The organism is Streptomyces sp. NPDC048560 (assembly GCF_040650955.1).
GTDB lineage: Bacteria > Actinomycetota > Actinomycetes > Streptomycetales > Streptomycetaceae > Streptomyces.
In genome coordinates this window covers 1,098,344-1,121,103 of record NZ_JBEZIJ010000001.1, presented here as the reverse complement: position 1 = coordinate 1,121,103, position 22,760 = coordinate 1,098,344, and the positions used below count along the sequence as shown (strand labels likewise).

Annotated in this window: 19 protein-coding genes; 10 read left to right on the top strand and 9 right to left on the bottom strand. The window is 71.2% G+C overall.

Annotated elements, in window-relative coordinates:
- Positions 1–3 precede the first annotated feature (3 nt).
- Entirely contained in the window at positions 4–2,004 is a 2,001-nt protein-coding gene (gene recQ, locus AB0C82_RS05030) for a DNA helicase RecQ (RefSeq protein ID WP_362837059.1), read from the top strand.
- Positions 2,005–2,103: 99 nt separating this feature from the next.
- Here recQ and fahA read toward each other — a convergent pair whose 3' ends face one another.
- From fahA to AB0C82_RS05015, 3 genes are all read right to left on the bottom strand, one after another.
- Positions 2,104–3,333 (bottom strand): fumarylacetoacetase, encoded by a 1,230-nt coding sequence (fahA, locus tag AB0C82_RS05025; protein WP_362836319.1) that lies wholly within the window; start codon positions 3,331–3,333, stop codon positions 2,104–2,106.
- A 147-nt stretch (positions 3,334–3,480) separates the two neighbouring features.
- Entirely contained in the window at positions 3,481–5,475 is a 1,995-nt protein-coding gene (locus tag AB0C82_RS05020; protein WP_362836317.1) for a CocE/NonD family hydrolase, read from the bottom strand.
- A 10-nt stretch (positions 5,476–5,485) separates the two neighbouring features.
- A complete protein-coding gene (locus tag AB0C82_RS05015) occupies positions 5,486–6,370 on the bottom strand; it encodes a peptide MFS transporter (protein WP_362836315.1) in 885 nt (294 codons plus the stop codon).
- 156 nt (positions 6,371–6,526) lie between these two features.
- Here AB0C82_RS05015 and AB0C82_RS05010 point away from each other — a divergent pair, with 156 nt between their 5' ends.
- The 6 genes from AB0C82_RS05010 to AB0C82_RS04985 all read left to right on the top strand — a co-directional run bounded on the left by AB0C82_RS05010 (position 6,527) and on the right by AB0C82_RS04985 (position 14,093).
- Positions 6,527–7,537 (top strand): polyprenyl synthetase family protein, encoded by a 1,011-nt coding sequence (locus AB0C82_RS05010; protein WP_362836313.1) that lies wholly within the window; start codon positions 6,527–6,529, stop codon positions 7,535–7,537.
- A 250-nt stretch (positions 7,538–7,787) separates the two neighbouring features.
- Positions 7,788–9,038: a DUF2092 domain-containing protein gene (locus AB0C82_RS05005; protein ID WP_362836311.1), complete on the top strand. Its 1,251-nt coding sequence runs from the start codon at positions 7,788–7,790 to the stop codon at positions 9,036–9,038.
- Between the two features lie 146 nt (positions 9,039–9,184).
- Positions 9,185–10,144 carry an ABC transporter ATP-binding protein gene (locus AB0C82_RS05000; RefSeq protein ID WP_362836309.1) on the top strand — a complete coding sequence of 320 codons (960 nt, stop codon included), beginning with the start codon at positions 9,185–9,187 and terminating at the stop codon, positions 10,142–10,144.
- Positions 10,131–11,009: an ABC transporter permease gene (locus tag AB0C82_RS04995; RefSeq protein ID WP_362836307.1), complete on the top strand. Its 879-nt coding sequence runs from the start codon at positions 10,131–10,133 to the stop codon at positions 11,007–11,009. The genes AB0C82_RS05000 and AB0C82_RS04995 overlap by 14 nt, the downstream gene beginning before the upstream one ends.
- 196 nt (positions 11,010–11,205) lie before the next feature.
- A complete protein-coding gene (locus tag AB0C82_RS04990) occupies positions 11,206–11,796 on the top strand; it encodes a TetR/AcrR family transcriptional regulator (RefSeq protein WP_362836305.1) in 591 nt (196 codons plus the stop codon).
- Between the two features lie 104 nt (positions 11,797–11,900).
- Positions 11,901–14,093 carry a SpoIIE family protein phosphatase gene (locus AB0C82_RS04985; RefSeq protein WP_362836303.1) on the top strand — a complete coding sequence of 731 codons (2,193 nt, stop codon included), beginning with the start codon at positions 11,901–11,903 and terminating at the stop codon, positions 14,091–14,093.
- A 7-nt stretch (positions 14,094–14,100) separates the two neighbouring features.
- Here the strand turns inward: AB0C82_RS04985 and AB0C82_RS04980 are convergent, their stop codons facing one another.
- On the bottom strand, positions 14,101–14,919 hold the full coding sequence (locus AB0C82_RS04980; RefSeq protein WP_362836301.1) for an HAD family hydrolase: 819 nt from the start codon (positions 14,917–14,919) through the stop codon (positions 14,101–14,103).
- 125 nt (positions 14,920–15,044) lie between these two features.
- Complete coding sequence (locus AB0C82_RS04975; protein WP_362836299.1) at positions 15,045–15,494, bottom strand: VOC family protein; 450 nt, start codon at positions 15,492–15,494, stop codon at positions 15,045–15,047.
- A 21-nt stretch (positions 15,495–15,515) separates the two neighbouring features.
- Here AB0C82_RS04975 and AB0C82_RS04970 point away from each other — a divergent pair, with 21 nt between their 5' ends.
- Positions 15,516–16,136, top strand: coding sequence for an ABATE domain-containing protein (locus AB0C82_RS04970; protein WP_362836297.1), 621 nt, complete (start codon positions 15,516–15,518; stop codon positions 16,134–16,136).
- 66 nt (positions 16,137–16,202) lie between these two features.
- Here the strand turns inward: AB0C82_RS04970 and rarD are convergent, their stop codons facing one another.
- Complete coding sequence (gene rarD, locus AB0C82_RS04965; protein ID WP_362836295.1) at positions 16,203–17,192, bottom strand: EamA family transporter RarD; 990 nt, start codon at positions 17,190–17,192, stop codon at positions 16,203–16,205.
- 138 nt (positions 17,193–17,330) lie between these two features.
- Between rarD and AB0C82_RS04960 the strand changes: the two genes are divergently transcribed.
- Positions 17,331–18,017 carry an SUMF1/EgtB/PvdO family nonheme iron enzyme gene (locus AB0C82_RS04960; protein ID WP_362836293.1) on the top strand — a complete coding sequence of 229 codons (687 nt, stop codon included), beginning with the start codon at positions 17,331–17,333 and terminating at the stop codon, positions 18,015–18,017.
- Positions 18,018–18,099: 82 nt separating this feature from the next.
- On the opposite strand, the gene AB0C82_RS04955 is transcribed toward AB0C82_RS04960, so the two are convergent.
- Positions 18,100–18,960 (bottom strand): SDR family oxidoreductase, encoded by an 861-nt coding sequence (locus AB0C82_RS04955; RefSeq protein ID WP_362836291.1) that lies wholly within the window; start codon positions 18,958–18,960, stop codon positions 18,100–18,102.
- A gap of 105 nt (positions 18,961–19,065) precedes the next feature.
- Here AB0C82_RS04955 and AB0C82_RS04950 point away from each other — a divergent pair, with 105 nt between their 5' ends.
- On the top strand, positions 19,066–19,446 hold the full coding sequence (locus AB0C82_RS04950) for a helix-turn-helix domain-containing protein (RefSeq protein ID WP_362836289.1): 381 nt from the start codon (positions 19,066–19,068) through the stop codon (positions 19,444–19,446).
- Between the two features lie 53 nt (positions 19,447–19,499).
- Here AB0C82_RS04950 and AB0C82_RS04945 read toward each other — a convergent pair whose 3' ends face one another.
- Complete coding sequence (locus AB0C82_RS04945; RefSeq protein WP_362836288.1) at positions 19,500–20,558, bottom strand: 2-oxoacid:ferredoxin oxidoreductase subunit beta; 1,059 nt, start codon at positions 20,556–20,558, stop codon at positions 19,500–19,502.
- Positions 20,551–22,506 carry a 2-oxoacid:acceptor oxidoreductase subunit alpha gene (locus tag AB0C82_RS04940; protein ID WP_362836286.1) on the bottom strand — a complete coding sequence of 652 codons (1,956 nt, stop codon included), beginning with the start codon at positions 22,504–22,506 and terminating at the stop codon, positions 20,551–20,553. The genes AB0C82_RS04945 and AB0C82_RS04940 overlap by 8 nt, the downstream gene beginning before the upstream one ends.
- Between the last annotated feature and the right edge of the window lie 254 nt (positions 22,507–22,760).

Genomic DNA, 22,760 nt, shown 5'->3' with positions numbered 1-22,760 from the left:
ACCATGAGTGTGGCCGAGAGCGAAGCGCAGCAGACGCTTCACCGGGTGTTCGGGTACGAGGCGTTCCGCGGCGAGCAGGGTGCCGTCATCGACCATGTGGTGGCCGGCGGCGACGCGGTCGTGCTCATGCCGACCGGGGGTGGCAAGTCCCTCTGCTACCAGATCCCGTCCCTGGTCAGGCCCGGCACCGGCATCGTGATCTCGCCGCTCATCGCCCTCATGCAGGACCAGGTGGACGCCCTGCGGGCGCTGGGTGTGCGGGCCGGCTTCGTCAACTCCACGCAGGACCTCGACGAACGCCGCTCGATGGAGTCCCAGTTCCTCGCGGGTGAGCTCGACCTGCTCTACCTCGCGCCCGAGCGGCTCCGCCTCGACTCCACCCTCGCACTGCTGGCCCGGGGCGAGATCTCCGTCTTCGCGATCGACGAGGCGCACTGCGTCGCCCAGTGGGGCCACGACTTCCGCCCCGACTACCTGGCCCTGTCCGTCCTGGGCGAGCGCTGGCCCGACGTGCCCCGCATCGCGCTGACCGCGACCGCGACGGACGCCACGCACAAGGAGATCACCCAGCGCCTGGGGATGCCGGACGCCCGGCACTTCGTCGCGAGCTTCGACCGGCCGAACATCCAGTACCGCGTCGTGGGGAAGTCCGACCCGAAGAAGCAGCTGCTGACCTTCCTCGAGGAGGAGCACCGGGGGGACGCGGGCATCGTCTACTGCCTCTCGCGCAACTCGACCGAGAAGACCGCCGAGTACCTCTGCCGCAACGGCATCGAGGCCGTTCCGTACCACGCGGGCCTGGACGCCGGGACGCGCGCGCTCCACCAGTCGCGCTTCCTTCGCGAGGAGGGCCTGGTCGTCGTCGCGACCATCGCCTTCGGCATGGGCATCGACAAGCCCGACGTCCGGTTCGTCGCCCACCTCGACCTGCCCAAGTCGGTCGAGGGGTACTACCAGGAGACCGGCCGGGCCGGGCGTGACGGCGCGCCCTCCACGGCCTGGATGGCGTACGGCCTCCAGGACGTCGTCCAGCAGCGCAAGCTGATCCAGGGCGGCGAGGGCGACGAGGCGTTCAGGCGCCGCGCGGCCTCCCACCTCGACTCGATGCTGGCGCTGTGCGAGACGGTCCAGTGCCGCCGCGCCCAGCTCCTGACGTACTTCGGCCAGGAGCCCGGGGCGGAGACCTGCGGAAACTGCGACACCTGCCTCACCCCGCCGGAGACCTGGGACGGCACGGTGGTGTCACAGAAGCTGCTGTCCACGGTGGTGCGGCTGAAGCGGGAGCGCGGCCAGAAGTTCGGCGCCGGCCAGATCATCGACATCCTGCTCGGCCGGAAGACCGCGAAGATCATCCAGTTCGACCATGACCAGCTCTCGGTCTTCGGCATCGGCGAGGAGCTTGCGGAGTCGGAGTGGCGGGGCGTGGTGCGCCAGCTGCTGGCGCAGGGCCTCCTCGCCGTCGAGGGCGAGTACGGCACGCTCGTGCTGACCGACGACAGCGCCGCCGTCCTGGGACGCGAGCGCGAGGTGCTGCTCCGCAAGGAGCCGAAGAAGCCCACGTCCCGCTCCTCGTCCGCCTCGAAGGGGGAGCGCAAGGGGAAGGCCGCCGCCGTCGACCTCCCGGAGTCGGCAGTGCCGGTCTTCGAGGCCCTGCGGGCCTGGCGCGGGGCACAGGCGAAGGAGCTGGGCCTCCCGGCGTACGTGATCTTCCACGACGCCACGCTGCGGGAGATCGCCGCGCTGCGTCCCGGTTCGGCGGCCGAGCTGGGCGGGATCAGCGGCCTGGGCGAGAAGAAACTCGCGACGTACGGCGAAGGGGTCCTGGAGGTCCTCGCGACGTTCGGCGCGGTCGAGGCCGGGACCGGGACGGTGGACACACCGCTCGCCGAGCCGGCCGGGCGAACCGCCGTACCGGCCACCAGGGAAGCCCCCGGACGCCCCGTCCACGCGGCGGCCCCGGACCCGGAGTTCGGCTGGGACGAGGAACCGCCCGAGTACGAGTGAGCCGTGGAGCCGGGCGGCGGTGGCCGCGGGACTACTGCGGGTCCGCGGCCCGGCTGACGGCCGCTCTCCGTCGAGGGGCGCGGCCGTCAGCACGTGGCGTCAGGCCGACGGAACGATCCGTCCCGTGACCTCGCCGAGGCCCACGCGCGTGCCGTGCGGTCCCGGGGCCCAGGCGGTCAGCGTGACGACGTCGCCGTCCTCCAGGAACGCGCGCTTGCCGTCGGGAAGGTCCAGCGGGTCGCGGCCGTTCCAGGTGAGCTCCAGGAGGGAGCCGCGCTGGGCCGGCTCGGCGCCGCTGACCGTGCCGGAGCCGTACAGGTCGCCGGTACGCAGCGAGGCGCCGTTCACCGTCATCTGGGCGAGCTGCTGGGCGGCCGTCCAGTACATGGACGAGAACGGCGGCTCGGAGACGAGGTGCCCGTTGATCGTGACGGAGATCCGCAGGTCGATGCCGCCGTGCTCCTCCTCGTCCGCGTCGTCGAGATAGGGGAGCAGCGGGAAGTCGCGGACGGGCGGCCGGGTGCGGGCCGCGTCCAGTGCCTCCAGCGGTGTCACCCAGGCCGAGACGGACGTGGCGAAGGACTTGCCGAGGAACGGGCCGAGCGGCACGTACTCCCAGGCCTGGATGTCCCGCGCCGACCAGTCGTTGAGCAGGCAGAGCCCGAAGACGTGCTCGCGGAACTCGCCGAGCGGCACCGGGGTGCCCTGCTCCGAGGGGACACCCACGACGAAGCCGACCTCGGCCTCGATGTCCAGCTTCACGGACGGGCCGAAGACGGGTGCCGGGTCCGAAGGGGCCTTGCGCTGGCCCGAGGGGCGCACCACGTCCGTGCCCGAGACGACGACCGTGCCGGCCCGCCCGTGGTAACCGATGGGCAGGTGCTTCCAGTTGGGGGTCAGCGCGTCGCCGTCCGGCCGGAAGATCCTGCCGACGTTGGTGGCGTGGTGCTCGCTGGCGTAGAAGTCGACGTAGTCCGCGACCTCGTACGGCAGGTGGAGCGTCACGGAGTCGACCGGGTGCAGCAGGGGCTCGATGTCGGCGCGGTGCGCCGGGACCGTCACCCAGGCCGTCAGGGCGCGCCGCACGTCGCGCCAGGCGGTGCGGCCGGCCGCGAGCAGTGGCATCAGGCTGGGCTGGGCGAGCAGTTGCGCGTAGGGAGAGCCGAGCGCGTGGGCGGCTGCTCCGGCGTCCAGCACGTGGTTGCCGATGCGGACACCGACCCTGCGGTGGCCGGTGTGGTCAGGGGTGGAGAACACACCGTACGGAAGGTTGTGCGGACCGAAGGGGTCGCCCTCGGCCAGATCGAGCGGGCTGCTCTGCTCGGGCATGTGTTGCTGCCTCGCTTTCCAGGTCACTTGGAGGACACGTTACGTCGGTGTTGCTACCCAGCGGGAGTGTCTCAACTGTGCTTATTGCCCGGAAAGTTCCCTGCATTCCCCGGAAAGCCGGGGGCTCCAGGGCCAATCATGTCCGGATCAGCCCGCGGTGCGTGGAATGCGCTTCTCCCAGGTCCGGTGGAAGACGATCTCGTCACCGTGCTTGCAGATCACTTCGTTCGAGGTGATGAAGTCCTGGGCGTCCGCGCCGGTCTCCGAGCGGGTCTCGATCCGTACGTCCCAGGCGATCTCGGGCCGGTGCAGCCGGATCGTCCAGTCCGAGCGGGCGCGGGCGGAGAGCGGGTCCTGCTCCTGGATCGTGTACGTCTCCACCGCGTCCTCGGTGAATTCGAGCCCGTCCGGGTAGACACGGGTGCCCCCGTAGCGAGGGTCGACCTCCATGCGCCACTCGCCCTTGGCGACGTCCCGGACCACCAGGCGCTCCGGGCGCTGCTCGTCGAGCGTCGCCGGGTGCACGACGCCGAGCGGTTCGGACTGTTCCGGTTCGCCGAACGAGATGCCGTTGTCCTCGGTGTGACGGCGCACCGGGAGTTCCACGAAGCTGCCGTCCGCGTCGAGCGTGAAGCCCGCCGAACCGGCCTGCGGCCAGATCCACGGCCAGTACGAGGACGAGACCGCGAGCCTGATCCGGTGCCCGCGCGGGAAGGTGTGCCCGATGCCGTTCAGCTCGAAGTTCACGTCCTCCGTGGCCCCGGCCGGCCAGTCGTCGGAACGGTCGCGGCCGTGCCGTGCGGAGAGGTTGAGGACGCCTCGGGTCACCAGAGTGGAGGAGCCGTCGGGTGCCACGTCGCAGAGCCGGGCGACGACCTGGCCGCGAGGCACCTCCATCCGGATGTGGAGCTTGACCTTCGGGCGGCCCAGGATCTCGATGGGGGCGTCCTCGACGGGGAATTCGAACGAGACGGACCTGGCGTCCTCGTCACGCTGGTCGGGCGGCAGGTCGCCGTCGTTGCCGAAGGGGAAGAAGCGGCCGGCGTCCACCCCGGTGTGCTGAGGCGAGCGGACGATCTGCGGGCCGCCCTGGAGGGCGTACACGACGGGGACGACGTTCTCCGACGGCCAGCTCGCGTCGCCGACCCAGCGGCCGGGCAGCGTCCGGTACACCGTGGCGGGCGGGTGCGAACCGCTGATCCAGGACCGCAGCAGGGGCTCGTTCATCACCCCGTTGTCCGCGCCCTTGAGGTGGTGGTCCCACCAGCGCAGCGTCTCCTGGAGGAAGCCGATTCCGGGTCCCGGGGGCAGCTCGCGGTCCGGGTACTGGTGCGACCACGGCCCGATCAGCCCGCGCACCTTCGCCGGGTCCAGGTGCTCGACCAGCCGCAGCACCGTGTCGCGGTACGGGTCGTGCCAGCCGCCCACGGCGAGGACGGGCGCCTTGACGGCGCCGTAGTCCTCGCAGACGCTGCCGTGCTTCCAGTACGCGTCGCGGGTCTGGTGCGCCAGCCAGGTGTGGATGAACGGTTCGACCGCCTCCAGCCGGTTCAGCCACATCTCCTTCCACACGTCGCCGACCTGTTCCGGGTCGGGCGGCCGGGAGACGAAGGCCAGCATCGTGGCCGCCCAGGCGTGCATGTCGACGGCGAGCACCGAGCCGCCCATGTAGTGGACGTCGTTGTTGTAGCGGTCGTCCGTCGAGCAGACCGTGACGATCGCCTTGAGCGGCTCCGGGGCGAGCGCGGCGAGCTGGAGCGAGTTGAAGCCGCCCCAGGAGATGCCGAACATGCCCACGTTGCCCGAGCACCACTCCTGCTGTGCCAGCCAGTGGATGACCGCGACCCCGTCGGCCAGTTCCGTGGCGTCGTACTCGTCGCCCGGCATCCCCTCGCTGTTGCCGTGCCCGCGCACATCCACCCGTACCGAGGCGTAGCCGTGTCCCGCGTACCAGGGGTGGCGCTGCCAGTCGCGCGGAGCCGTCCAGTCGCCGAGCCGGTAGGGCAGGTACTCCAGCAGCGCCGGTACGGGTTCCTCGGTGACCGGCCGCCAGATCCGGGCGTACAGCCGTGTGCCGTCCGGCAGCGGGATGTACAGGTCCTCGCGGGTCGTCTCGTACGGGAATTCTGTGCGGATGTGCATGGAGGGCACCTCAGTGGACGGGGTGCATGGTGCGCTTGAGCCACGGTCCGGCGGCCATGACGGCCAACCCGGCGAACACCGCGATCGCACCATTGACACCGAAGTAGGCGGGGTTGGAGATCTCGCCGTACAGCTTCACGATCTGTGCCTGGATGCCGTTGGCGAGGGCCGCCACGACGAGCCCGGTGGCGATGAGCAGCAGGGCCCGCCGCATCGCCTCCGGCGCGAGGGCGAACTCGGCCGCGTGTTTACGCCCGGCCAGGTGACGGCGGCCGGCCACGGACTGGATGAGGCCGAACGTCATACCGGCCGCGGCGGCCGAGAAGCCCCAGTGCCAGCTCGCGTGCTCGCCGAGCCAGCCGGTGATCAGCGGGCCGGCGAAGGCTCCGATGTTGATGCCCATGTAGTAGAGGGCGAAGCCGGCGTCGCGCCGGTCGTCGTCGGTGCGGTAGAGCTTGCCGACCATCGAGGCGACGTTGGGCTTGAGGAGGCCTGTTCCGGCGCTGATCAGTCCCAGGCCGACCCAGGTCAGGGTGTCGGTCGGCACGGCCATCGAGTAGTGGCCGCAGGCGATGAGGATGCCGCCGTACAGGACGGCGCGGTACGAGCCGAGGATCCGGTCGGCGAGCCAGCCGCCCGCTACGGAGACCAGGTAGACCAGGGTGCCGTACGCGGCCGAGACCGACGCGGCCGTTCCCGGGTCCATCCCCGTGCCGCCGTCGGACACCTTGTCGGCGAAGAAGAGGACGAGGATCGCCTGCATCCCCAGGAACGAGAAGCGTTCCCAGACCTCCAGACCGGACAGGGTCATCAGACCCCTCGGCTGCCCGAAGAAGGCGCGGTCGTCCTCCACGGGCGGCCGGGCCGGCTCGGTGTCGCTGGCAGTGTGGGACAAAGGGACAACTCCTGATCGTATGAGCTGATCCCGAACATACCGGCGGTCGCGGGAAGGCGCCCACGGTGATCCAAACGGGACCGGATACGCTGAGTTGAGTGAAGACAGCGACACATCGACATTCCGTGTGATCGTCAGCAGACAGGAGATCCCCTCGTGACCGTCGTCGGGCCGTTCGGACTGTGCGTGCGGGACCAGGCTCTTGAGGCCGATGTCCAGGCCGGCTTGTCCGCTGTCGAGGCGGGGCTGCTGGAGGCGACCAAGAGTGAGGTGCCCTTCATCACGGAGGCCGCGCAGCACCTGGTCCGTGCAGGAGGCAAGCGGTTCCGTCCGCTGCTGGTGATGCTGGCTTCGCAGTTCGGTGATCCCGACGCGCCGGGTGTCGTGCCCTCGGCCGTGGTCGTCGAGCTGACCCACCTTGCGACGCTGTACCACGACGACGTGATGGACGAGGCGGACGTACGCCGCGGGGTGGACAGCGCCAACACCCGCTGGGGCAACTCGGTCGCCGTCCTGACCGGAGACTTCCTCTTCGCCCGTGCCTCGCACATCCTGGCCGACCTCGGCCCGGAGGCCGTGCGCATCCAGGCGGAGGCGTTCGAGCGTCTGGTCACCGGTCAGATCCTGGAGACCGCGGGCCCGCGCGACGGCCGCGACCCGGTCGGCCACTACCTCGACGTCATCGCCGGCAAGACCGGCTCGCTGATCGCCGTGTCCGGCCGGTTCGGCGCGATGATGGCCGGCGCCGACGACTCGGTCGTCGACATCCTCACCCAGTACGGGGAGCGGCTGGGCGTCGCGTTCCAGCTCGCCGACGACGTCCTCGACATCGCCTCCGACTCCCACGAGTCCGGCAAGACGCCCGGCACGGACCTGCGCGAGGGCATCCCCACCCTGCCCGTCCTGCTGCTGCGCGCTCAGGCGGCTGCCGACGGCAAGCCGGACGACCTGGAGCTCGTGGAGCTCCTGGACGGCGACCTCAGCGACGACACCCGGCTGGCGGAGGCGCTGCGCAGGCTGCGCGCCCACCCGGCGCTGGACCAGGCGCGACGGGACACCATCCGGTACGCACAGGAGGCGCGGGCATCGCTGGCACCGCTGCCCGAGTGCTACGCGAAGGCCGCGCTCGAAGAGCTCTGCGACGCCGTGGTGCACCGCGCGGGCTGAAAGCCCGCCGGGTGCCCGCCCGCCCTGGTTTCGGCCGGGCCCGCGCACGGCAACCCTTAGTGGAAGGGTGACCCCGGGCGGCTCGGTGTCATACCGGAGCAGTACGCGGAGTTGATCCCGCGGGCTGACGCTTGTCGGCGCCCGATTTGGTCAGATGGAGAACAACCACTCCTGACCACATCGGGTTGGCAGGGCGGCAGGGAGTGGCCCAGTGCGGACGGCAGCCGCCGACCACGGAGGTAGGGCACACATGGCATCGAACGACAGCACGGAGACCACCGGCACGACCACGGGCACGGCCGTGGGCCGCCGCAAGGCGGCCCGCTACATCGTCCCCGTCGCGGTCGCGGGGGTGGCGGCCGCGACGATCGGACTCGTCCCGGCGCTCGCGGACTCCGGAGACCCGGAGCTGCCGAAGATCACCGCTCAGCAGCTCATCGAGAAGATCGCCGCCTCGGACCAGCAGCAGCTGTCCGGCACGCTGAAGGTCACCGCCGACCTCGGCATCCCGTCGGTCGGCGGGCTCGCGGGCTCCTTCGCCCCGGACGGCGGCGCGGACAAGGGGGGCGACGGCTCCGCCGCCGACCCGCAGGCCAAGCTGATGGAACTCACCTCCGGCACGCACACCCTGCGGCTGGCGGCCGACGGCCCCGACAAGCAGCGCCTCTCGATCCTCGGGGACGCGTCCGAGTACAGCCTGATCCACAACGCGGGCGAGGTCTGGGCGTACGACAGCGCGTCCGAGGAGGTCTACCACGCCGAGGCGGACGAGGCCGGGCACGGGGACCGGAGCGCCGGAGGCAAGGAGCACAAGGCGCCGAAGGGTGTGCCGGCCACACCCGGGGCGCTGGCCGAGGAGGCGCTCGCGGCCGCCGGTGACACCACGTCGGTCACGGTCGACGGGACGGCGCAGGTCGCGGGCCGCGACGCGTACAAGCTGCTGATCAAGCCGAAGCAGTCCGGTTCGACGATCGGCTCGGTCACGGTCGCGGTCGACGCGGAGAACGGCGTACCGCTGAAGTTCACGCTCGCTCCGAGCGGCGGCGGCAAGGCCGTGGTCGACGCGGGCTTCACCAAGGTCGACTTCGGCAAGCCGGCCGCCTCCTCCTTCACCTTCACCCCGCCCAAGGGCGCCAAGGTGACCGAGGCCGAGGACCTGAAGGCCGAGGCCGAGAAGAACGGCAAGGCGGACAAGGCCCCCGAGGAACTCGGCGCGCTCAAGGACTTCCAGGGGCTCAACGTGATCGGCGAGGGCTGGACGTCCGTCGCCGAGATCGAGGTACCCGGCGGCGCAGGGCTCCCCGCGAAGGGTGCCGAGGGCGTCCCGGCCGAGGCACAGCAGTTCCTGGACGCGCTGGGCGACCGGGTCACCGGCTCCTTCGGCTCGGGCACGGTCTTCAAGACCCGTCTGGTGAACGCGCTGATGACGGACGACGGCAAGGTCTACGTCGGCGCGGTCACGAAGGACGCGCTGGTGCGCGCGGCCGACAGCGCCAAGTAGCCCGACACCGCCCCGCGGGCACCGCTGGACGAACCCGCCCCGCCGTACGCTCGTACGGCGGGGCGGCTCCGTACGGTGGGACGGTCCGGGCGGTCCTGCGGGGACTCTGACGGGGACTGTCACCCGGACTGTGACTGGGAGTGCGCATGACCGACGCAGGGGCCGGAGAAGCGGCCGCCATCGAGACGAGAGGTCTCACGAAGCGGTACCGCGGCGGCTCGCTCGCCGTGGACGGACTCGACCTGTGCGTGCCCGCGGGCAGCGTCTTCGGCTTCCTGGGTCCCAACGGCTCGGGGAAGACCACCACGATCCGGATGCTCCTGGGCCTCATCGACCCGACGTCCGGCACCGCGCGGGTCCTCGGCAGACCGATGCCGGCCGGGGCCCGAACCGTCCTCCCCCAGGTCGGGGCACTGATCGAAGGGCCAGGGCTGTACGGGTTCCTGACGGGCCGGGACAACCTGGTGCGGTTCGACTCCGCCGACGCCGCCGCTGACCCGCGCACCCGCCGCGCACGGATCGAGGGGGCCCTGGACCGGGTCGGGCTCGCGTCGGCCGCAGGCAAGAAGGCGAAGGCGTACTCGCTCGGCATGAAGCAGCGCCTCGGGCTCGCCGCCGCCCTGCTCGGACCGCGTCGCCTCCTCGTACTCGACGAGCCGACGAACGGCCTGGACCCGCAGGGCATGAGGGAGATCCGGTCCCTGATCCGGGAGCTGGCCGCGGAGGGCACCACCGTCTTCCTCTCCTCCCACCTCCTGGACGAGATCGAGCAGGTCTGCACGCACGTCGCCGTCATGGCGCGGGGCCGGCTGCTCACCCAGGGCCCGGTCGCCGCACTCGCGGCCGGCTCCCGCGCCCGGCTGGCCGTCACCACCCCCGACCCGGCCGACGCCGCCCGCATCCTGAAGGAGCACGGGGTCACCGGCCTGGCGGCCGACGGGCAGCGGCTGACCGCCGACGCCCCCCTGCCCGGCACCGACCCGGCCGAGCTGAACGCCGCGCTGGTCCGGGGCGGCGTCCGCGTACGGTCCTTCGGGGTCGAACGGGCCTCACTGGAGGACGCCTTCGTCGCACTCACCGGAGAGGGATTCGATGTCGCAGGCTGAACTCACCGGCGTCAGTACGCCCCGCAACCCCCTGTGGACCTTCGGAATCCTGCGTTCCGAGCTGGTCACGACGCTGCGCCGCCGGCGTACCTGCGCCCTGCTCGCGGTGCTCGCCGCCGTGCCCGTGCTGATCGGCATCGCGGTGCGGATGGAGACGGGCGGAGGCGGTCCCTCGGGCGCTCGGGACGGCGCGGGACCGGCCTTCCTCGCCCAGGTCACCAACAACGGCCTGTTCCTGGTCTTCGCCTCGCTCGCCGCCACGCTTCCGGTGTTCCTCCCGATGGCCGTCGCCGTCGTCGCGGGTGACTCGGTCGCGGGGGAGGCCGGCGGCGGCACCCTGCGCTACCTGCTGGTCGCCCCGGCGGGCCGGACCAGGCTGCTGCTCGCGAAGTACGCGTCCGTGCTGGCGTTCTGCCTGGCGGCCACGCTGGTCGTGGCGGCGTCCGCGCTCGCCGTGGGCCTGCTGCTCTTCCCGGCCGGCGACGTCACGACGATCTCGGGGACCCGGATCGGCTTCGGTGAGGGGCTGGTGCGCGCCGGGCTGATCGCCGTCGCGGTGGCCGGGTCACTGGTCGGGTTCGCGGCGCTCGGCCTGTTCGTCTCGACGCTGACCAACAGCGGTATCGCGGCGATGGCCGCCACCGTCGGGGTGCTGATCAGCGCGCAGATCCTGGACACGATCCCGCAGCTCGACGCGGTCCACCCGTATCTCTTCCCGCACCACTGGCTGTCCTTCGCGGACATCCTGCGCGAGCCGGTCCGCTGGGACGGGCTCGCCGACAACTTCACGCTGCAGGGGCTTTACGCGGGGGTTTTCGGGTCGGCGGCCTGGGCACGGTTCACGGCGAAGGACATCACCACATGAGCGCGCGGGGAAGATTCGTCCGTGCCGTCGGCCGGTCGAGCCGTCCCCCGATCGGCTCGCCGCGGCACGACGGCACGAACGGTGCGAACAGCAGGAACGTGGCGACACGGCACGTTCCGTTTCCGCTTGGTTATTGTTCGACTTCTGACGACACGCTGTCAACAAAGAATGGCTCGAATCCCCCTATGCTCACCGAATGATCACATCGCCGAGTTCTCAGCGCCGGAGCGAGCGATCACGCAAGGCCACTCTGGAGGCCGCGCTGGAGCTGTGTACGGAGAAGGGCTACGCCCGCGTCACGATCGAGGCCATCGCCGCCCGCGCGGGCGTGAGCAAGAAGACGATCTACCGCTGGTGGCCTTCGAAGGGCGCCGTGATGCTGGAGGCGTTCACCGAGGGCCTCGTCGTCGCCACCCCGTTCATCGACACCGGCGACATCGCCGCCGACCTGCGCACCCACATCTGCGCGGCGGTACGCCTGCTGTCCACCTCGCCGTTCGGGCCCGCCTACGCCGGGATCCTCTCCGAGATGCACCACGACGACGTACTCGCGAAGGCCGTCAGGGAAGACCTGGTCGAACCTCGCTTCGCATGTGCGGTGGCACGCCTGGAGCAGGCCCAGGAGCAGGGGCAGATCCCCCCGGACGCCGATCTGCCACTCGCGGTCGAGATGCTGTACGGCCCCGTCTACTACCGCCATGTGCTGCGCAAACCGCCCCAGGACGAGGCGACGGTCGCCGCGCTCGTCGCCCACGTACTGCGTTCGCTGGGGGCGCGGGAGGCCTGACCCCGGCGCCACGACCGGTGGCGGAGTGGGCCGGGCGCCTTGATGCTGGTTGCAGGCAAAACCGGCGCGCGAGACGCGCGGACCCATCGACGTGGGGTGAATTCGTGGCGGACGCAGGTACGGGACCACCAGGGTCCCGGGTGTGGGACAAGGCCGCCGAGGGCCTGGGGGAGGCGCTCCTCAACGCGCTGTTCGACCAGTCCGCCGTCGGCCTGCACGTGCTCGACACCGACCTCCGTCTGGTGCGGGTCAACCTTCTGTACGACAGCCCGGTGGACCCGCTGCTGGGACTCCGCTTCGACGAGGTCTACATCCTCGAAGCGCCCCGCGAGGCGGAGGAACTGCTGCGGGGGGTGCTGCGCACCGGCGTCTCCGTCGTGGATCATCTGGTGCACGGGCGGGGTACGGACGCGACGGGCCCCGTGCGCAGCATGACCGTCTCCGTGTACCGGCTGGACGACGCGGAGGGCCTGCCCATCGGCCTGCTGGCAGCGGTCGTCGACGTCACCCTCCAGGAGAAGGAGCGGGCGCGGGAGAGGTGCCTGACCGCGGTCCGCGAGCACGTCGGCAGTTCTCTGGACGTCGCGACCACCTGCCAGGCGTTCGTCGACGCGGTCGTGCCGCAGTTCGTCGACTTCGCGGTGATCGAGGTGGTGGACGACGTGCTGCGCGGCGCCGACCCGCCCCTGGGGCCGCTGGGCCCCGACGTCCCGCTGCGGCGCGCCGCCGGAACGGGGTTCCGGGGCCTCGCGGCCGAGGAGGAGGAGACGGGCGATGAGGACCCGTCGAGCGACGAGGGCGGCGACGCCGCCTACGTCCCGGGTGGCGGGGACGGCCAGGGGCCCCACGTGCCCGAACTGCGGCGGCTGGTCCCTCGTACCCCGTACGCCCTGGCCGCCGCCGACCTCGGCGTCCGTGTCGCCCCGCTCGGCGGGGACACCCCGTGGCTGGACGCCGACCCCGACGCCGCCCGGCTGATCGAGGCGACCTGCGCCCACTCGCTGATGGTCGTCCCGCTGACGCTGCGGGGCTCGCTGCTGGGACTGCTGAGCCTCTACCGGTGCGAGGGCACGGCGCCCTTCGACGAGGACGACGTCGAGCTCGCCACGGCCGCCGCCACCCGTGTCGCGCTGAGCATCGACAACGCCCGACGCTTCGAGCGCGACCACGTGATCGCCTCGATGGTCCAGCGCAGGCTGCTCCCGCAGGACCAGGGTCACCGGACGGCGATCGACACGGCGCACGTGCTGCTGGCCGGGCGCAACAGCGGCTCCTGGTTCGACACGATCCCGCTCTCCGGTGGCCGCACCGCCCTGGTCATCGGCACGGTCGCCGGACGCGGACTCCAGACGGCCATCGTCATGGGCCAGCTGCGGACGGTCATCCACGCGCTCGCCGGTCTCGACCTGGAGCCCGACGAGGTGCTGGCCCGGCTCCAGGACACCGCCGACCGGCTGGCGGCGGAGCGGGCCGCACTGCCGCCCGGTGACTCGCTGCAGCAGGAGACGCTGACGGCGACCTGCATGTACGGCGTCTACGACCCGTTCGCCCGCACCTGCACGATCGCCCGCGCCAACCACCCGGGACCCGTCGTCATCGGACCCGACGGCAGCCCGGTGGACACCGACGTCCCCGAGGGGCCCGGCCTCTTCGCGGTGGACGCCGCGCCGTTCGCCCCCGCCGTCATCCCCCTCCAAGAGGGCAGCGTCCTCGCCTTCTTCACCGCTTCGTTCGTGTCCGGTGCGGGCTCGACCAGCCGTATGGAGGAGGCGCTCGCCCACCCGGAGACGCCGCTCCAGGCACTGTGCGACAACGTCGTCTACAGCCTGCCCCGCAACTCCCACCCGGACGGCGCCGCCCTCCTGCTGGCCCGCACCGGCACCGTGTCCGCCCATCGCGTGGCGACCTGGCAGCTGGACCACGACCGTACGACGCCGAAGGTGGCCCGGGCGCTGGTGCGCGAACAGCTCGAAGCGTGGAAGCTCGACGAGGACACGGTCTACGCCACCGAGCTCATCGTGAGCGAGCTCATCACCAACGCCGTCCGGTACGGCACCCCGCCGCTCCAGCTGCGGCTCCTGCTGGACCGCACCCTCACCTGCGAGGTCCATGACAGCAGCTCGGTGGCGCCGCACCTGCGCCATGCCCGGACCGTCGACGAGGGCGGACGGGGGCTGTACATCGTGTCGCAGCTTGCCAGCCACTGGGGTACGCGGTTCAGCCGCGAGGGCAAGGCGCTGTGGACGGAACAGGACGTGCCACGTGTCGAGGAGGGGCAGGAGGCGGAAGGACCCTGAGGGGCCCTCAACCCCGGCCGAACACCCGCTCCAGGACCTCGGCGACCCCGTCCTGATCGTTCGACGACGTCACCTCGTCCGCCGCCGCCTTCAGCTCCGGGTGCGCGTTGGCCATCGCCACCCCGTGGCCGGAACGGCGGAACATCGGCAGGTCGTTGGGCATGTCACCGAACGCGATGGCCTCGGCCGGGTCCAGCCCGAGCACCTCGGCCGCCAGAGCGAGACCGGTTCCCTTGTCGATGCCGTACGGAGCCAGCTCGACCGTGCCGGGGCCGGCCATGGTGACGGTGGCCAGATCGCCCACGACCGCACGTGCGGCGGACGCGAGGGCGTCGTCCGAGAGCTCCGGGTGGCGCACCAGCACCTTGATGATCGGGCCGGCCCACAGGGCGGCGCGGTCCCGCGTCCGTACGGCGGGCAGCGTCGGATGGGGCATCAGGTAGCCCGGTTCGATGAGCGTCCGGCCCTCGACGCCGTCCTGGTCCACGGCCGCGAAGACCGCGCCCACCTCCGCCTCGATCTTGCCGAGCGCGGTCTCGGCGAGCTCCCTGTCGAGGGTCACGGAACGCAGCATCCGGCCGGTCCCGGCGTCGTACAGCTGGGTTCCCTGCCCGCAGACGACCGGGCCGTCGGAGCCCAGCGCGGCGAGCAGGTCCCGTATGCCGGGCACGGGACGGCCCGTGACGACCAGATGCCGGGCGCCTGCCGCCGAGGCCAGGGCGAGGGCGGCGAGGGAGCGGGGGCTGACGAGGTCGCCCGGGCGCAGGAGCGTGCCGTCGAGATCGGTTGCGACCAGAGTGAACGCGGGTGCGGGTGGGGTGGGCATGAGGGCCACCCTATGGAGTGAGCGAGCTCCGGTACGCGCCGCTGTCGCGGTACGTACCGGAGTGCCCGCACCCGGCCGGCGGTGCGACGCGCGAGGTCTCGTACCGCCTGTTCGGCCTACCGGCTCTACTGCACGCAGAACTCGTTTCCCTCGGGATCGGTGAGCACCACCCAGGACCCGCCCTGCTCCTCGACGGTCCGCAGGACACTCGCCCCGAGCTCCACCAGCCGTGCCGCCTCCGTCTCCCGGCCCGCCGGGCCCGCGTGCAGGTCGAGATGGACGCGGTTCTTCACCGTCTTGGGTTCCGGTACGCGCTGGAACAGCAGCCGTCGCCCCTGACCGGCGCCGGACTTCTCGTCGTACGGATCGTCCGGGTGCCGCGCCGCGGCCAGGTCGCGCCAGGCGCGGCGTCCGTGTGCTTCGACGGTGATCGCCTCGGGCACGGCTCCGATGCCGAGCAGCTCCTCGATCAGGGGGCTGTTGTCCTCGACCCGGTATCCCAGGGCCTCGGCCCAGAAGCCGGCCTGGGCGTGCGGATCGGCTGCGTCGATGACGACTTTCCAGTCCAGAGTCATGCAACCGTTTATAGTGGTTACATGACGGAGGCGGCAAGGGACACACCGGGGCTGGTGCTCCGTACGAGGGAGGGGCGCCCGTTCCGCTTCGATCCGGGGGCGCTGTGCCTGGAGTTGCTGCCCACTGGCGGACTCGGGCGGTACGCGGCGTTCGAGGTCCTGCACGAGCCCGCCGACCTGGTGCGGTGGGCAGGGGAGAGCCGGCTGCCGGCAGGGCTCGCGCTCTCGGTGAGCGAGGCTGAGCTGGAGCGTGCGCGCGAACTGCGCGCCGCGCTCTGGAGGCTGGCCGGGAGCCGGGCACAAGGGCGGGAGTTCGGCGCGCAGGACCTGGCCGTGGTCAACGCCGTGGCCGCGGCCCCGCCCCTGGTGGCCCGTATCGACGCCGGCGGCGGCCGTGTGTGGGCGCCGGGGGCGACGGGCACCGCCCTGCTGTCGACGGTCGCCCGCGACGCCGTGGATCTCCTCACCGGCCCGTCCGCCGTGCGCGTCCGGGTCTGCGAGGCCCACGACTGCGCCCTGCTGTTCGTCGACACCTCGCGCCCCGGCAGGCGGCGCTGGTGCGCGATGGAGCGCTGCGGGAACCGCCACAAGGTGCGGGCCCACCGTGCCCGCCACGCGGAATCCGCCGAAGGGGACGCCTGACGGGGAAGCGGGCACCCGGCACGGGGAGCGGGGCCCGGATGATCCGGCCCCCGTTCCCCGTGCCGGCTAGGTGGAGATCGTGCGCTCGGAGGGAACGGCTCCCCCCGGAGGCGTGAGCGAACCGGCACCGGCCGCCGCCGCGGCCACCGCCAGTCGTACCGCCTGCGCCCTCGTCCGCCGGGCCGTCCGCAGCGCGTCCCAGGTCAGCAGCGCCAACGCCAGCCACACCAGCGAGAAGCCGGCCCAGCGCTCGGGCGGCATGGCCTCGTGGAAGTAGACGATGCCGAGCGCGAACTGGAAGACGGGCGCGAGATACTGCAGCAGCCCCAGCGTGGACAGCGGCACGCGGATCGCCGCCGCGCCGAAGCAGACCAGCGGGAACGCCGTGACGATGCCCGTCGCGGCGAGCAGCACCCCGTGCCAGGCGCCCCCGGCGGTGAACGTCGCCTCGCCGTTCGCTCCCAGCCACAGCAGGAATCCCAGGGCGGGCAGGAAGAGCACCGCGGTCTCGGCGGCCAGCGATTCCAGCCCGCCCATGTTGACCTTCTTCTTGACCAGGCCGTACGTGGCGAAGGAGAAGGCCAGCACCAGGGAGATCCAGGGCGGGCGCCCGTACCCGATCGCCAGCACCAGCACGGCCGCGACGCCCGTGCCGACCGCCACCCACTGTGCGGGCCGCAGACGTTCACCCAGGAGCAGGACTCCCATGGCGATGGTGACCAGCGGGTTGATGAAGTAGCCGAGCGAGGCCTCGACGACCTGGCCGTTGTTGACGGCCCAGATGTAGAGGCCCCAGTTGACCGTGATGACGGCCGCGGCTGTCGCGATCAGGCCCAGCTTGCGCGGCTGCCTCAGCAACTCGCCGATCCACGCCCAGCGGCGCACGAGCAGAAGGGCGATGCCGACGACGCCCAGCGACCAGACCATCCGGTGCGCCAGGATCTCGATCGCCCCTGAGGGCTGCAGCAGCGGCCAGAAGAGGGGGACCATGCCCCACATTCCGTACGCGCCTATTCCGTACAGCAGACCTGCCCGCTGTTCGTTCTTTCCCTGCACGGGCCCTCCCGGCGTCCTTGTCGACGCCGACGGCCGACCTGACGAAGGTAGCGCCGCGAGGGGTGCGGTGTCATGGCCGTCTCAGGGAAACGGTCGTGACGCACGGGTGCGGGGCGATTTCGGTAGGGTCTTCGACCCATGGAGCCGAGTGCCGAGAACGAGATGATCGCCGTCCGCCCGGGCCGCGTGACGCTGTCCGACCGGCGTACGCGACGGAGTTGGCCTGTGGATCTGGCGGCCTACCGCCTCGCCGCGTGTCCCGTGACCCAGGGCGCGTACGCGGCGGTCACCGGTCTGCGGCCCGGCACCGCGAAGGGCGACCGGGTGCCCGTCGAGGGCGTCTCGTGGCTGGACGCCGTCGAATTCTGCAACGCCCTGTCGCGGCAGGAGGGGTACGCGCCCGCGTACGCCCTCGGCTCCGGTGAACCGGGCCGTCCCGAGGCCGTCGCGTGGGACACCTCGGCCGACGGCTACCGGCTGCCGACCGAGGCCGAGTGGGAGCACGCGTGCCGCGCCGGAACGGAGGGGGCGAGGTACGGGCGGCTCGACGAGATCGCCTGGCACCGCGGCAACTCGGGGGAGAGCATCCACGACGTGGGCGGCAAGGAGCCGAACCCGTGGGGCCTGTACGACATGCTCGGCAACGTCTGGGAGTGGTGCTGGGACGTCTACGACGCCGAGGTGTACGGCACCTACCGGGTGCTGCGGGGCGGCGGCTGGTTCGACGAGCCCTGGAGCTGCCGGGCCTCCGTGCGGCGCCGGAGCCACCCGACGTTCCGGATCGACGACGTGGGATTCCGCGTCGCCAGGACCGTCCGGGCCTAGGCCTCCCGTTCGGATCGTGCCGGGCTCGCGGGAGCCGGCACGATCCGGACGGAAGGCCCTCGGCCGGTCCTCCGGTGCGGGCTCAGGCGCCCGCGACCGCTGCCTTCACCGTGTCCGCGAGCGGCGTCGTGGGGCGGCCGATCAGCCGGGACAGGTCGCCACCGGTCCCCGCGAGCAGTCCGCGCGCGACCGCCTCGTCCACGTCGACGAGGATCGCGGCGAAACCCTCCGGCAGCCCCGCGCCGACCAGGATCTCCTGGTGCACGGCGGCCGGGACGTTGTTGTACGCGATCTCCTTGCCGGTGGCCGCGGCGACCGTCGACGCGTACTCCGCGAACGACCAGGCGACATCGCCGCTCAGTTCGTACGTGGCGTCGAGGTGGCCCTCGCCCGTGAGCACGGCGACGGCCGCGGCCGCGTAGTCGGCGCGCGTGGCGGATGCGACGCGGCCCTCGCCCGCGTTGGCGACCACGGCGCCGTGCTCCAGCACGGGTGCGAGGTTGGCCGTGTAGTTCTCCGTGTACCAGCCGTTGCGCAGGAACGTGTACGGCAGCCCCGATCCGAGGATCAGCTGCTCGGTGACCTGGTGCTCGGCCGCCAGCTGGAAGTCTGCGTCCGGGCCGCCCAGCACACCGGTGTACGCGAGCTGCGCGACGCCCGCGGCCTTCGCCGCTTCGATCACGGCGGAGTGCTGCGCCACCCGCCGGCCGACCTCGCTGCCGGAGATGAGCAGAACCCGGTCACCGGCCCGGAAGGCGCCGGCCAGCGTCTCCGGGTGGTCGTAGTCGGCGATGCGCAGCTCGACGCCGCGCGCGGCGAGAGCGGCGGCCTTGTCCTTGTCGCGGACCACGGCGGCGACCGACGCGGCGGGGACGGTAGCGAGCAGCTGGTCGATGACGAGACGGCCGAGCTCTCCGGTGGCTCCGGTGACAACGATGCTCATGGGGTCCTGCTCCTTCGTGGTGCTGTGATCCGTATCGGCTTCCGCCCTCACCGTACGGCGGGTACTAACTCAGCGAAAGTACCCACTTTGAAGTAAGGTACTTGCATGACCGTGAGCGCTATGGACCGAGGCCCCGACGTCAACCAGGCGATGTGCCCCTCCCGCCTGGTGCTGGAACACGTGACGAGCCGCTGGGGCGTCCTCGTACTCGCCGCGCTGCTGGAGCGCTCGTACCGCTTCAGCGAGCTGCGCCGTACGGTCGGCGGCGTCAGCGAGAAGATGCTCGCCCAGACCCTGCGCACGCTGGAACGCGACGGCTTCGTCGTCAGGGACGCCCAGCCGGTGATCCCGCCCCGGGTGGACTACACGCTCACCCCGCTCGGCAGGGAGGCCGCCGAGCAGGTGTGGGCGCTGGCGCGCTGGACGGAGAAGCACGTCCCGGACGTACTCGCGGCGCGTGAGACATACGACGAGGCCCGGGGCTGACCCCGTTCGGGGTCGGCGCCGGGCCTCGTCGGTGGTGCGGAAGTGGCGGCAGGTCAGCCGACCACGGTCCAGGTGTCGTTGCCGGCGAGCAGGGAGCTGAGGTCGCCCTTGCCGTTCAGCTCGATGGCGGTGTCCAGCTGCTCGGACATCAGGGTGTCGTAGACCGGCCTGACGACGCTGCGCAGCACCCCGATGGGGGTGTGGTGCAGGGTGTCGGCGTCGGCGAGCCGGGAGAGGGCGAAGGCCGTGGCCGGTGACGCGGCGTGCGCGTCGTGGACCAGGACCTGAGACTTGTTCTCCTCGGTGACCGCGACGACTTCGAGCTCGCCGGTGACCGAATCCCGTACGACGCCCTTGGAGCCCGACTCACCGAAGAGGATCTGCTCGCCGTGCTCCAGGCGGATCACGGCCTCCTGGGCCTGGTCCTTGTCCTTGAGGACCTCGAAGGCGCCGTCGTTGAAGATGTTGCAGTTCTGGTAGATCTCGACCAGTGCCGTGCCCGGGTGGTCGGCCGCCGCCCGCAGCACGCTCGTGAGGTGCTTGCGGTCGGAGTCGACGGTGCGTGCGACGAAGGTCGCCTCGGCGCCGATCGCCAGCGACACCGGGTTGAAGGGTGCGTCCAGCGAGCCCATCGGCGTCGACTTGGTGATCTTGCCGACCTCGGACGTGGGGCTGTACTGGCCCTTAGTCAGACCGTAGATCCGGTTGTTGAACAGCAGGATCTTCAGGTTGACGTTGCGTCGCAGCGCGTGGATCAGGTGGTTGCCGCCGATGGACAGCGCGTCGCCGTCGCCGGTGACGACCCACACGGACAGGTCGCGGCGCGAGGTGGCGAGCCCGGTCGCGATGGACGGGGCGCGGCCGTGGATGGAGTGCATCCCGTACGTGTTCATGTAGTACGGGAAGCGGGAGGAGCAGCCGATGCCGGAGACGAAGGTGATGTTCTCCTTCGCCAGGCCCAGCTCGGGCATGAAGCCCTGGACGGCGGCGAGGACCGCGTAGTCACCGCAGCCCGGGCACCAGCGCACCTCCTGGTCGGACTTGAAGTCCTTCATGGACTGCTTCGCCTCGGCCTTGGGCACCAGCTGGAGAAGCTCGTTGGTGTCAGGCATCGATGGCCTCCTTGAGAGCTGTGGCGAGCTGCTCGGCCTTGAACGGCATTCCGTTGACCTGGTTGAAACTGTGGGCGTCCACCAGATACTTCGCCCGGAGCAGCATCGCCAGCTGACCGAGGTTCATCTCCGGGACGACCACCTTGTCGTAACGCTTCAGCACCTCACCGAGGTTCTTCGGGAAGGGGTTGAGGTGGCGCAGATGGGCCTGGGCGATCGGCTCCCCGGCCGCCCTCAGCCGGCGTACGGCCGCCGTGATCGGCCCGTACGTCGAACCCCAGCCGAGCACCAGGGTCCTGGCGCCCGCGGGGTCGTCGACCTCCAGGTCGGGGACCTCGATGCCGTCGACCTTGGCCTGGCGGGTGCGGACCATGAAGTCGTGGTTGGCCGGGTCGTAGGAGATGTTGCCCGTGCCGTCCTGCTTCTCGATGCCGCCGATGCGGTGTTCGAGACCGGGTGTGCCGGGTACGGCCCATGGACGGGCCAGGGTCTCCGGGTCGCGTTTGTAGGGCCAGAACACCTCGGTGCCGTCGGCCAGTTCGTGGTTGGGACCGGTGGCGAACTGCACCCGCAGATCGGGGAGCCGGTCGACCTCGGGGATGCGCCACGGCTCGGAGCCGTTGGCGAGGTAGCCGTCGGAGAGCAGGAACACCGGGGTGCGGTAGCGCAGCGCGATCCGCGCCGCGTCGATCGCGGCGTCGAAGCAGTCGGCCGGGGTCATCGGCGCCACGATCGGCACCGGGGCCTCGCCGTTGCGCCCGAACATGGCCTGGAGCAGGTCGGCCTGCTCCGTCTTGGTGGGCAGCCCCGTGGAGGGGCCGCCACGCTGGATGTCGACGATGAGCAGCGGCAGTTCCAGCGAGACCGCGAGCCCGATGGCCTCCGACTTGAGCGCCACACCCGGACCGGACGTGGTCGTCACCGCGAGCGAACCGCCGAACGCGGCGCCGATCGCGGCACCGATGCCCGCGATCTCGTCCTCGGCCTGGAAGGTCCGCACACCGAAGTTCTTGTGCTTGCTGAGCTCGTGCAGGATGTCCGAGGCCGGGGTGATCGGGTACGACCCCAGATACAGCGGCAGATCCGCCTGCCGGCCCGCGGCGACGAGCCCGTAGGAGAGGGCGAGGTTGCCGGAGATGTTGCGGTACGTGCCGGTGGGGAACGCCTTGGACGCGGGCGCCACCTCGTAGCTCACCGCGAAGTCCTCGGTGGTCTCACCGAAGTTCCACCCGGCGCGGAAGGCCGCCACGTTCGCCTCGGCGATCTCCGGCTTCCTGGCGAACTTCTGCCGCAGGAACTTCTCGGTTCCCTCGGTCGGCCGGTGGTACATCCACGACAGCAGCCCGAGCGCGAACATGTTCTTGGAGCGCTCGGCCTCCTTGCGGGAGAGTCCGTACTCCTTGAGCGCCTCGACGGTCAGTGTGGTGAGCGGCACCGGATGGACGTTGTACGCCTCCAGCGACCCGTCCTCCAGCGGACTCGTCTCGTAACCGACCTTCGCCATCGGTCGCTTGGTGAACTCGTCCGTGTTGACGATGATGTCGGCGCCGCGCGGCACGTCCTCGATGTTCGCCTTGAGCGCGGCCGGGTTCATCGCGACCAGCACGTTCGGCGCGTCACCCGGCGTGAGGATGTCGTGGTCGGCGAAGTGCAGCTGGAAGGACGAGACACCCGGCAGGGTGCCTGCGGGGGCCCGGATCTCGGCGGGGAAGTTGGGCAGCGTCGAGAGGTCGTTCCCGAAGGACGCCGTCTCGGACGTGAAGCGGTCTCCGGTGAGCTGCATACCGTCACCGGAGTCACCGGCGAACCGGATGATGACCCGGTCCAGGCGGCGGACTTCCTTCTCACCCACGCCGCCCACGCTGCCGGACACGGGAATTCGTTGTTCCCCGACGACAGCCTCACTGGCCTCGTCGGCTCTCTCGGCCGGGCTACTGACCTGGGTCACTGAACTGGACCTCCCTCGGGGCGGCGGCTCGGGATCGGCCGGCCCACCGGCGGTCCCGCAACCCACCCTACGACGGTAAGGGTCACCTTCCCTGGACCGCTCATATGGTGGACGTCTTTTTGAGACGCGCGTTTGTCCTGGTTCGTCATAGTTAACAGGCCCCCCAGCCGTTCGTCGACGACGCCGTGCGCTCGTTCTTTGGACCTAGGCGTGTTTCGAAGGTGCTGTACGCCCTTCCGGTGGACGACGCTACT

What these genes read in the sequence shown, in the direction of transcription:
- AB0C82_RS05020 (WP_362836317.1), bottom strand. Translation starts at nt 5,475, where the DNA reads ATGCACATCCGCACAGAATTCCCGTACGAGACGACCCGCGAGGACCTG.
- AB0C82_RS04970 (WP_362836297.1), top strand. Translation starts at nt 15,516, where the DNA reads ATGACGGAGGCGGCAAGGGACACACCGGGGCTGGTGCTCCGTACGAGG.
- AB0C82_RS05000 (WP_362836309.1), top strand. Translation starts at nt 9,185, where the DNA reads ATGACCGACGCAGGGGCCGGAGAAGCGGCCGCCATCGAGACGAGAGGT.
- AB0C82_RS04955 (WP_362836291.1), bottom strand. Translation starts at nt 18,960, where the DNA reads ATGAGCATCGTTGTCACCGGAGCCACCGGAGAGCTCGGCCGTCTCGTC.
- AB0C82_RS04945 (WP_362836288.1), bottom strand. Translation starts at nt 20,558, where the DNA reads ATGCCTGACACCAACGAGCTTCTCCAGCTGGTGCCCAAGGCCGAGGCG.
- AB0C82_RS04975 (WP_362836299.1), bottom strand. Translation starts at nt 15,494, where the DNA reads ATGACTCTGGACTGGAAAGTCGTCATCGACGCAGCCGATCCGCACGCC.
- AB0C82_RS04990 (WP_362836305.1), top strand. Translation starts at nt 11,206, where the DNA reads ATGATCACATCGCCGAGTTCTCAGCGCCGGAGCGAGCGATCACGCAAG.
- AB0C82_RS04980 (WP_362836301.1), bottom strand. Translation starts at nt 14,919, where the DNA reads ATGCCCACCCCACCCGCACCCGCGTTCACTCTGGTCGCAACCGATCTC.
- AB0C82_RS05005 (WP_362836311.1), top strand. Translation starts at nt 7,788, where the DNA reads ATGGCATCGAACGACAGCACGGAGACCACCGGCACGACCACGGGCACG.
- AB0C82_RS04995 (WP_362836307.1), top strand. Translation starts at nt 10,131, where the DNA reads ATGTCGCAGGCTGAACTCACCGGCGTCAGTACGCCCCGCAACCCCCTG.
- AB0C82_RS04950 (WP_362836289.1), top strand. Translation starts at nt 19,066, where the DNA reads ATGACCGTGAGCGCTATGGACCGAGGCCCCGACGTCAACCAGGCGATG.
- fahA (WP_362836319.1), bottom strand. Translation starts at nt 3,333, where the DNA reads ATGCCCGAGCAGAGCAGCCCGCTCGATCTGGCCGAGGGCGACCCCTTC.
- recQ (WP_362837059.1), top strand. Translation starts at nt 4, where the DNA reads ATGAGTGTGGCCGAGAGCGAAGCGCAGCAGACGCTTCACCGGGTGTTC.
- AB0C82_RS04960 (WP_362836293.1), top strand. Translation starts at nt 17,331, where the DNA reads ATGGAGCCGAGTGCCGAGAACGAGATGATCGCCGTCCGCCCGGGCCGC.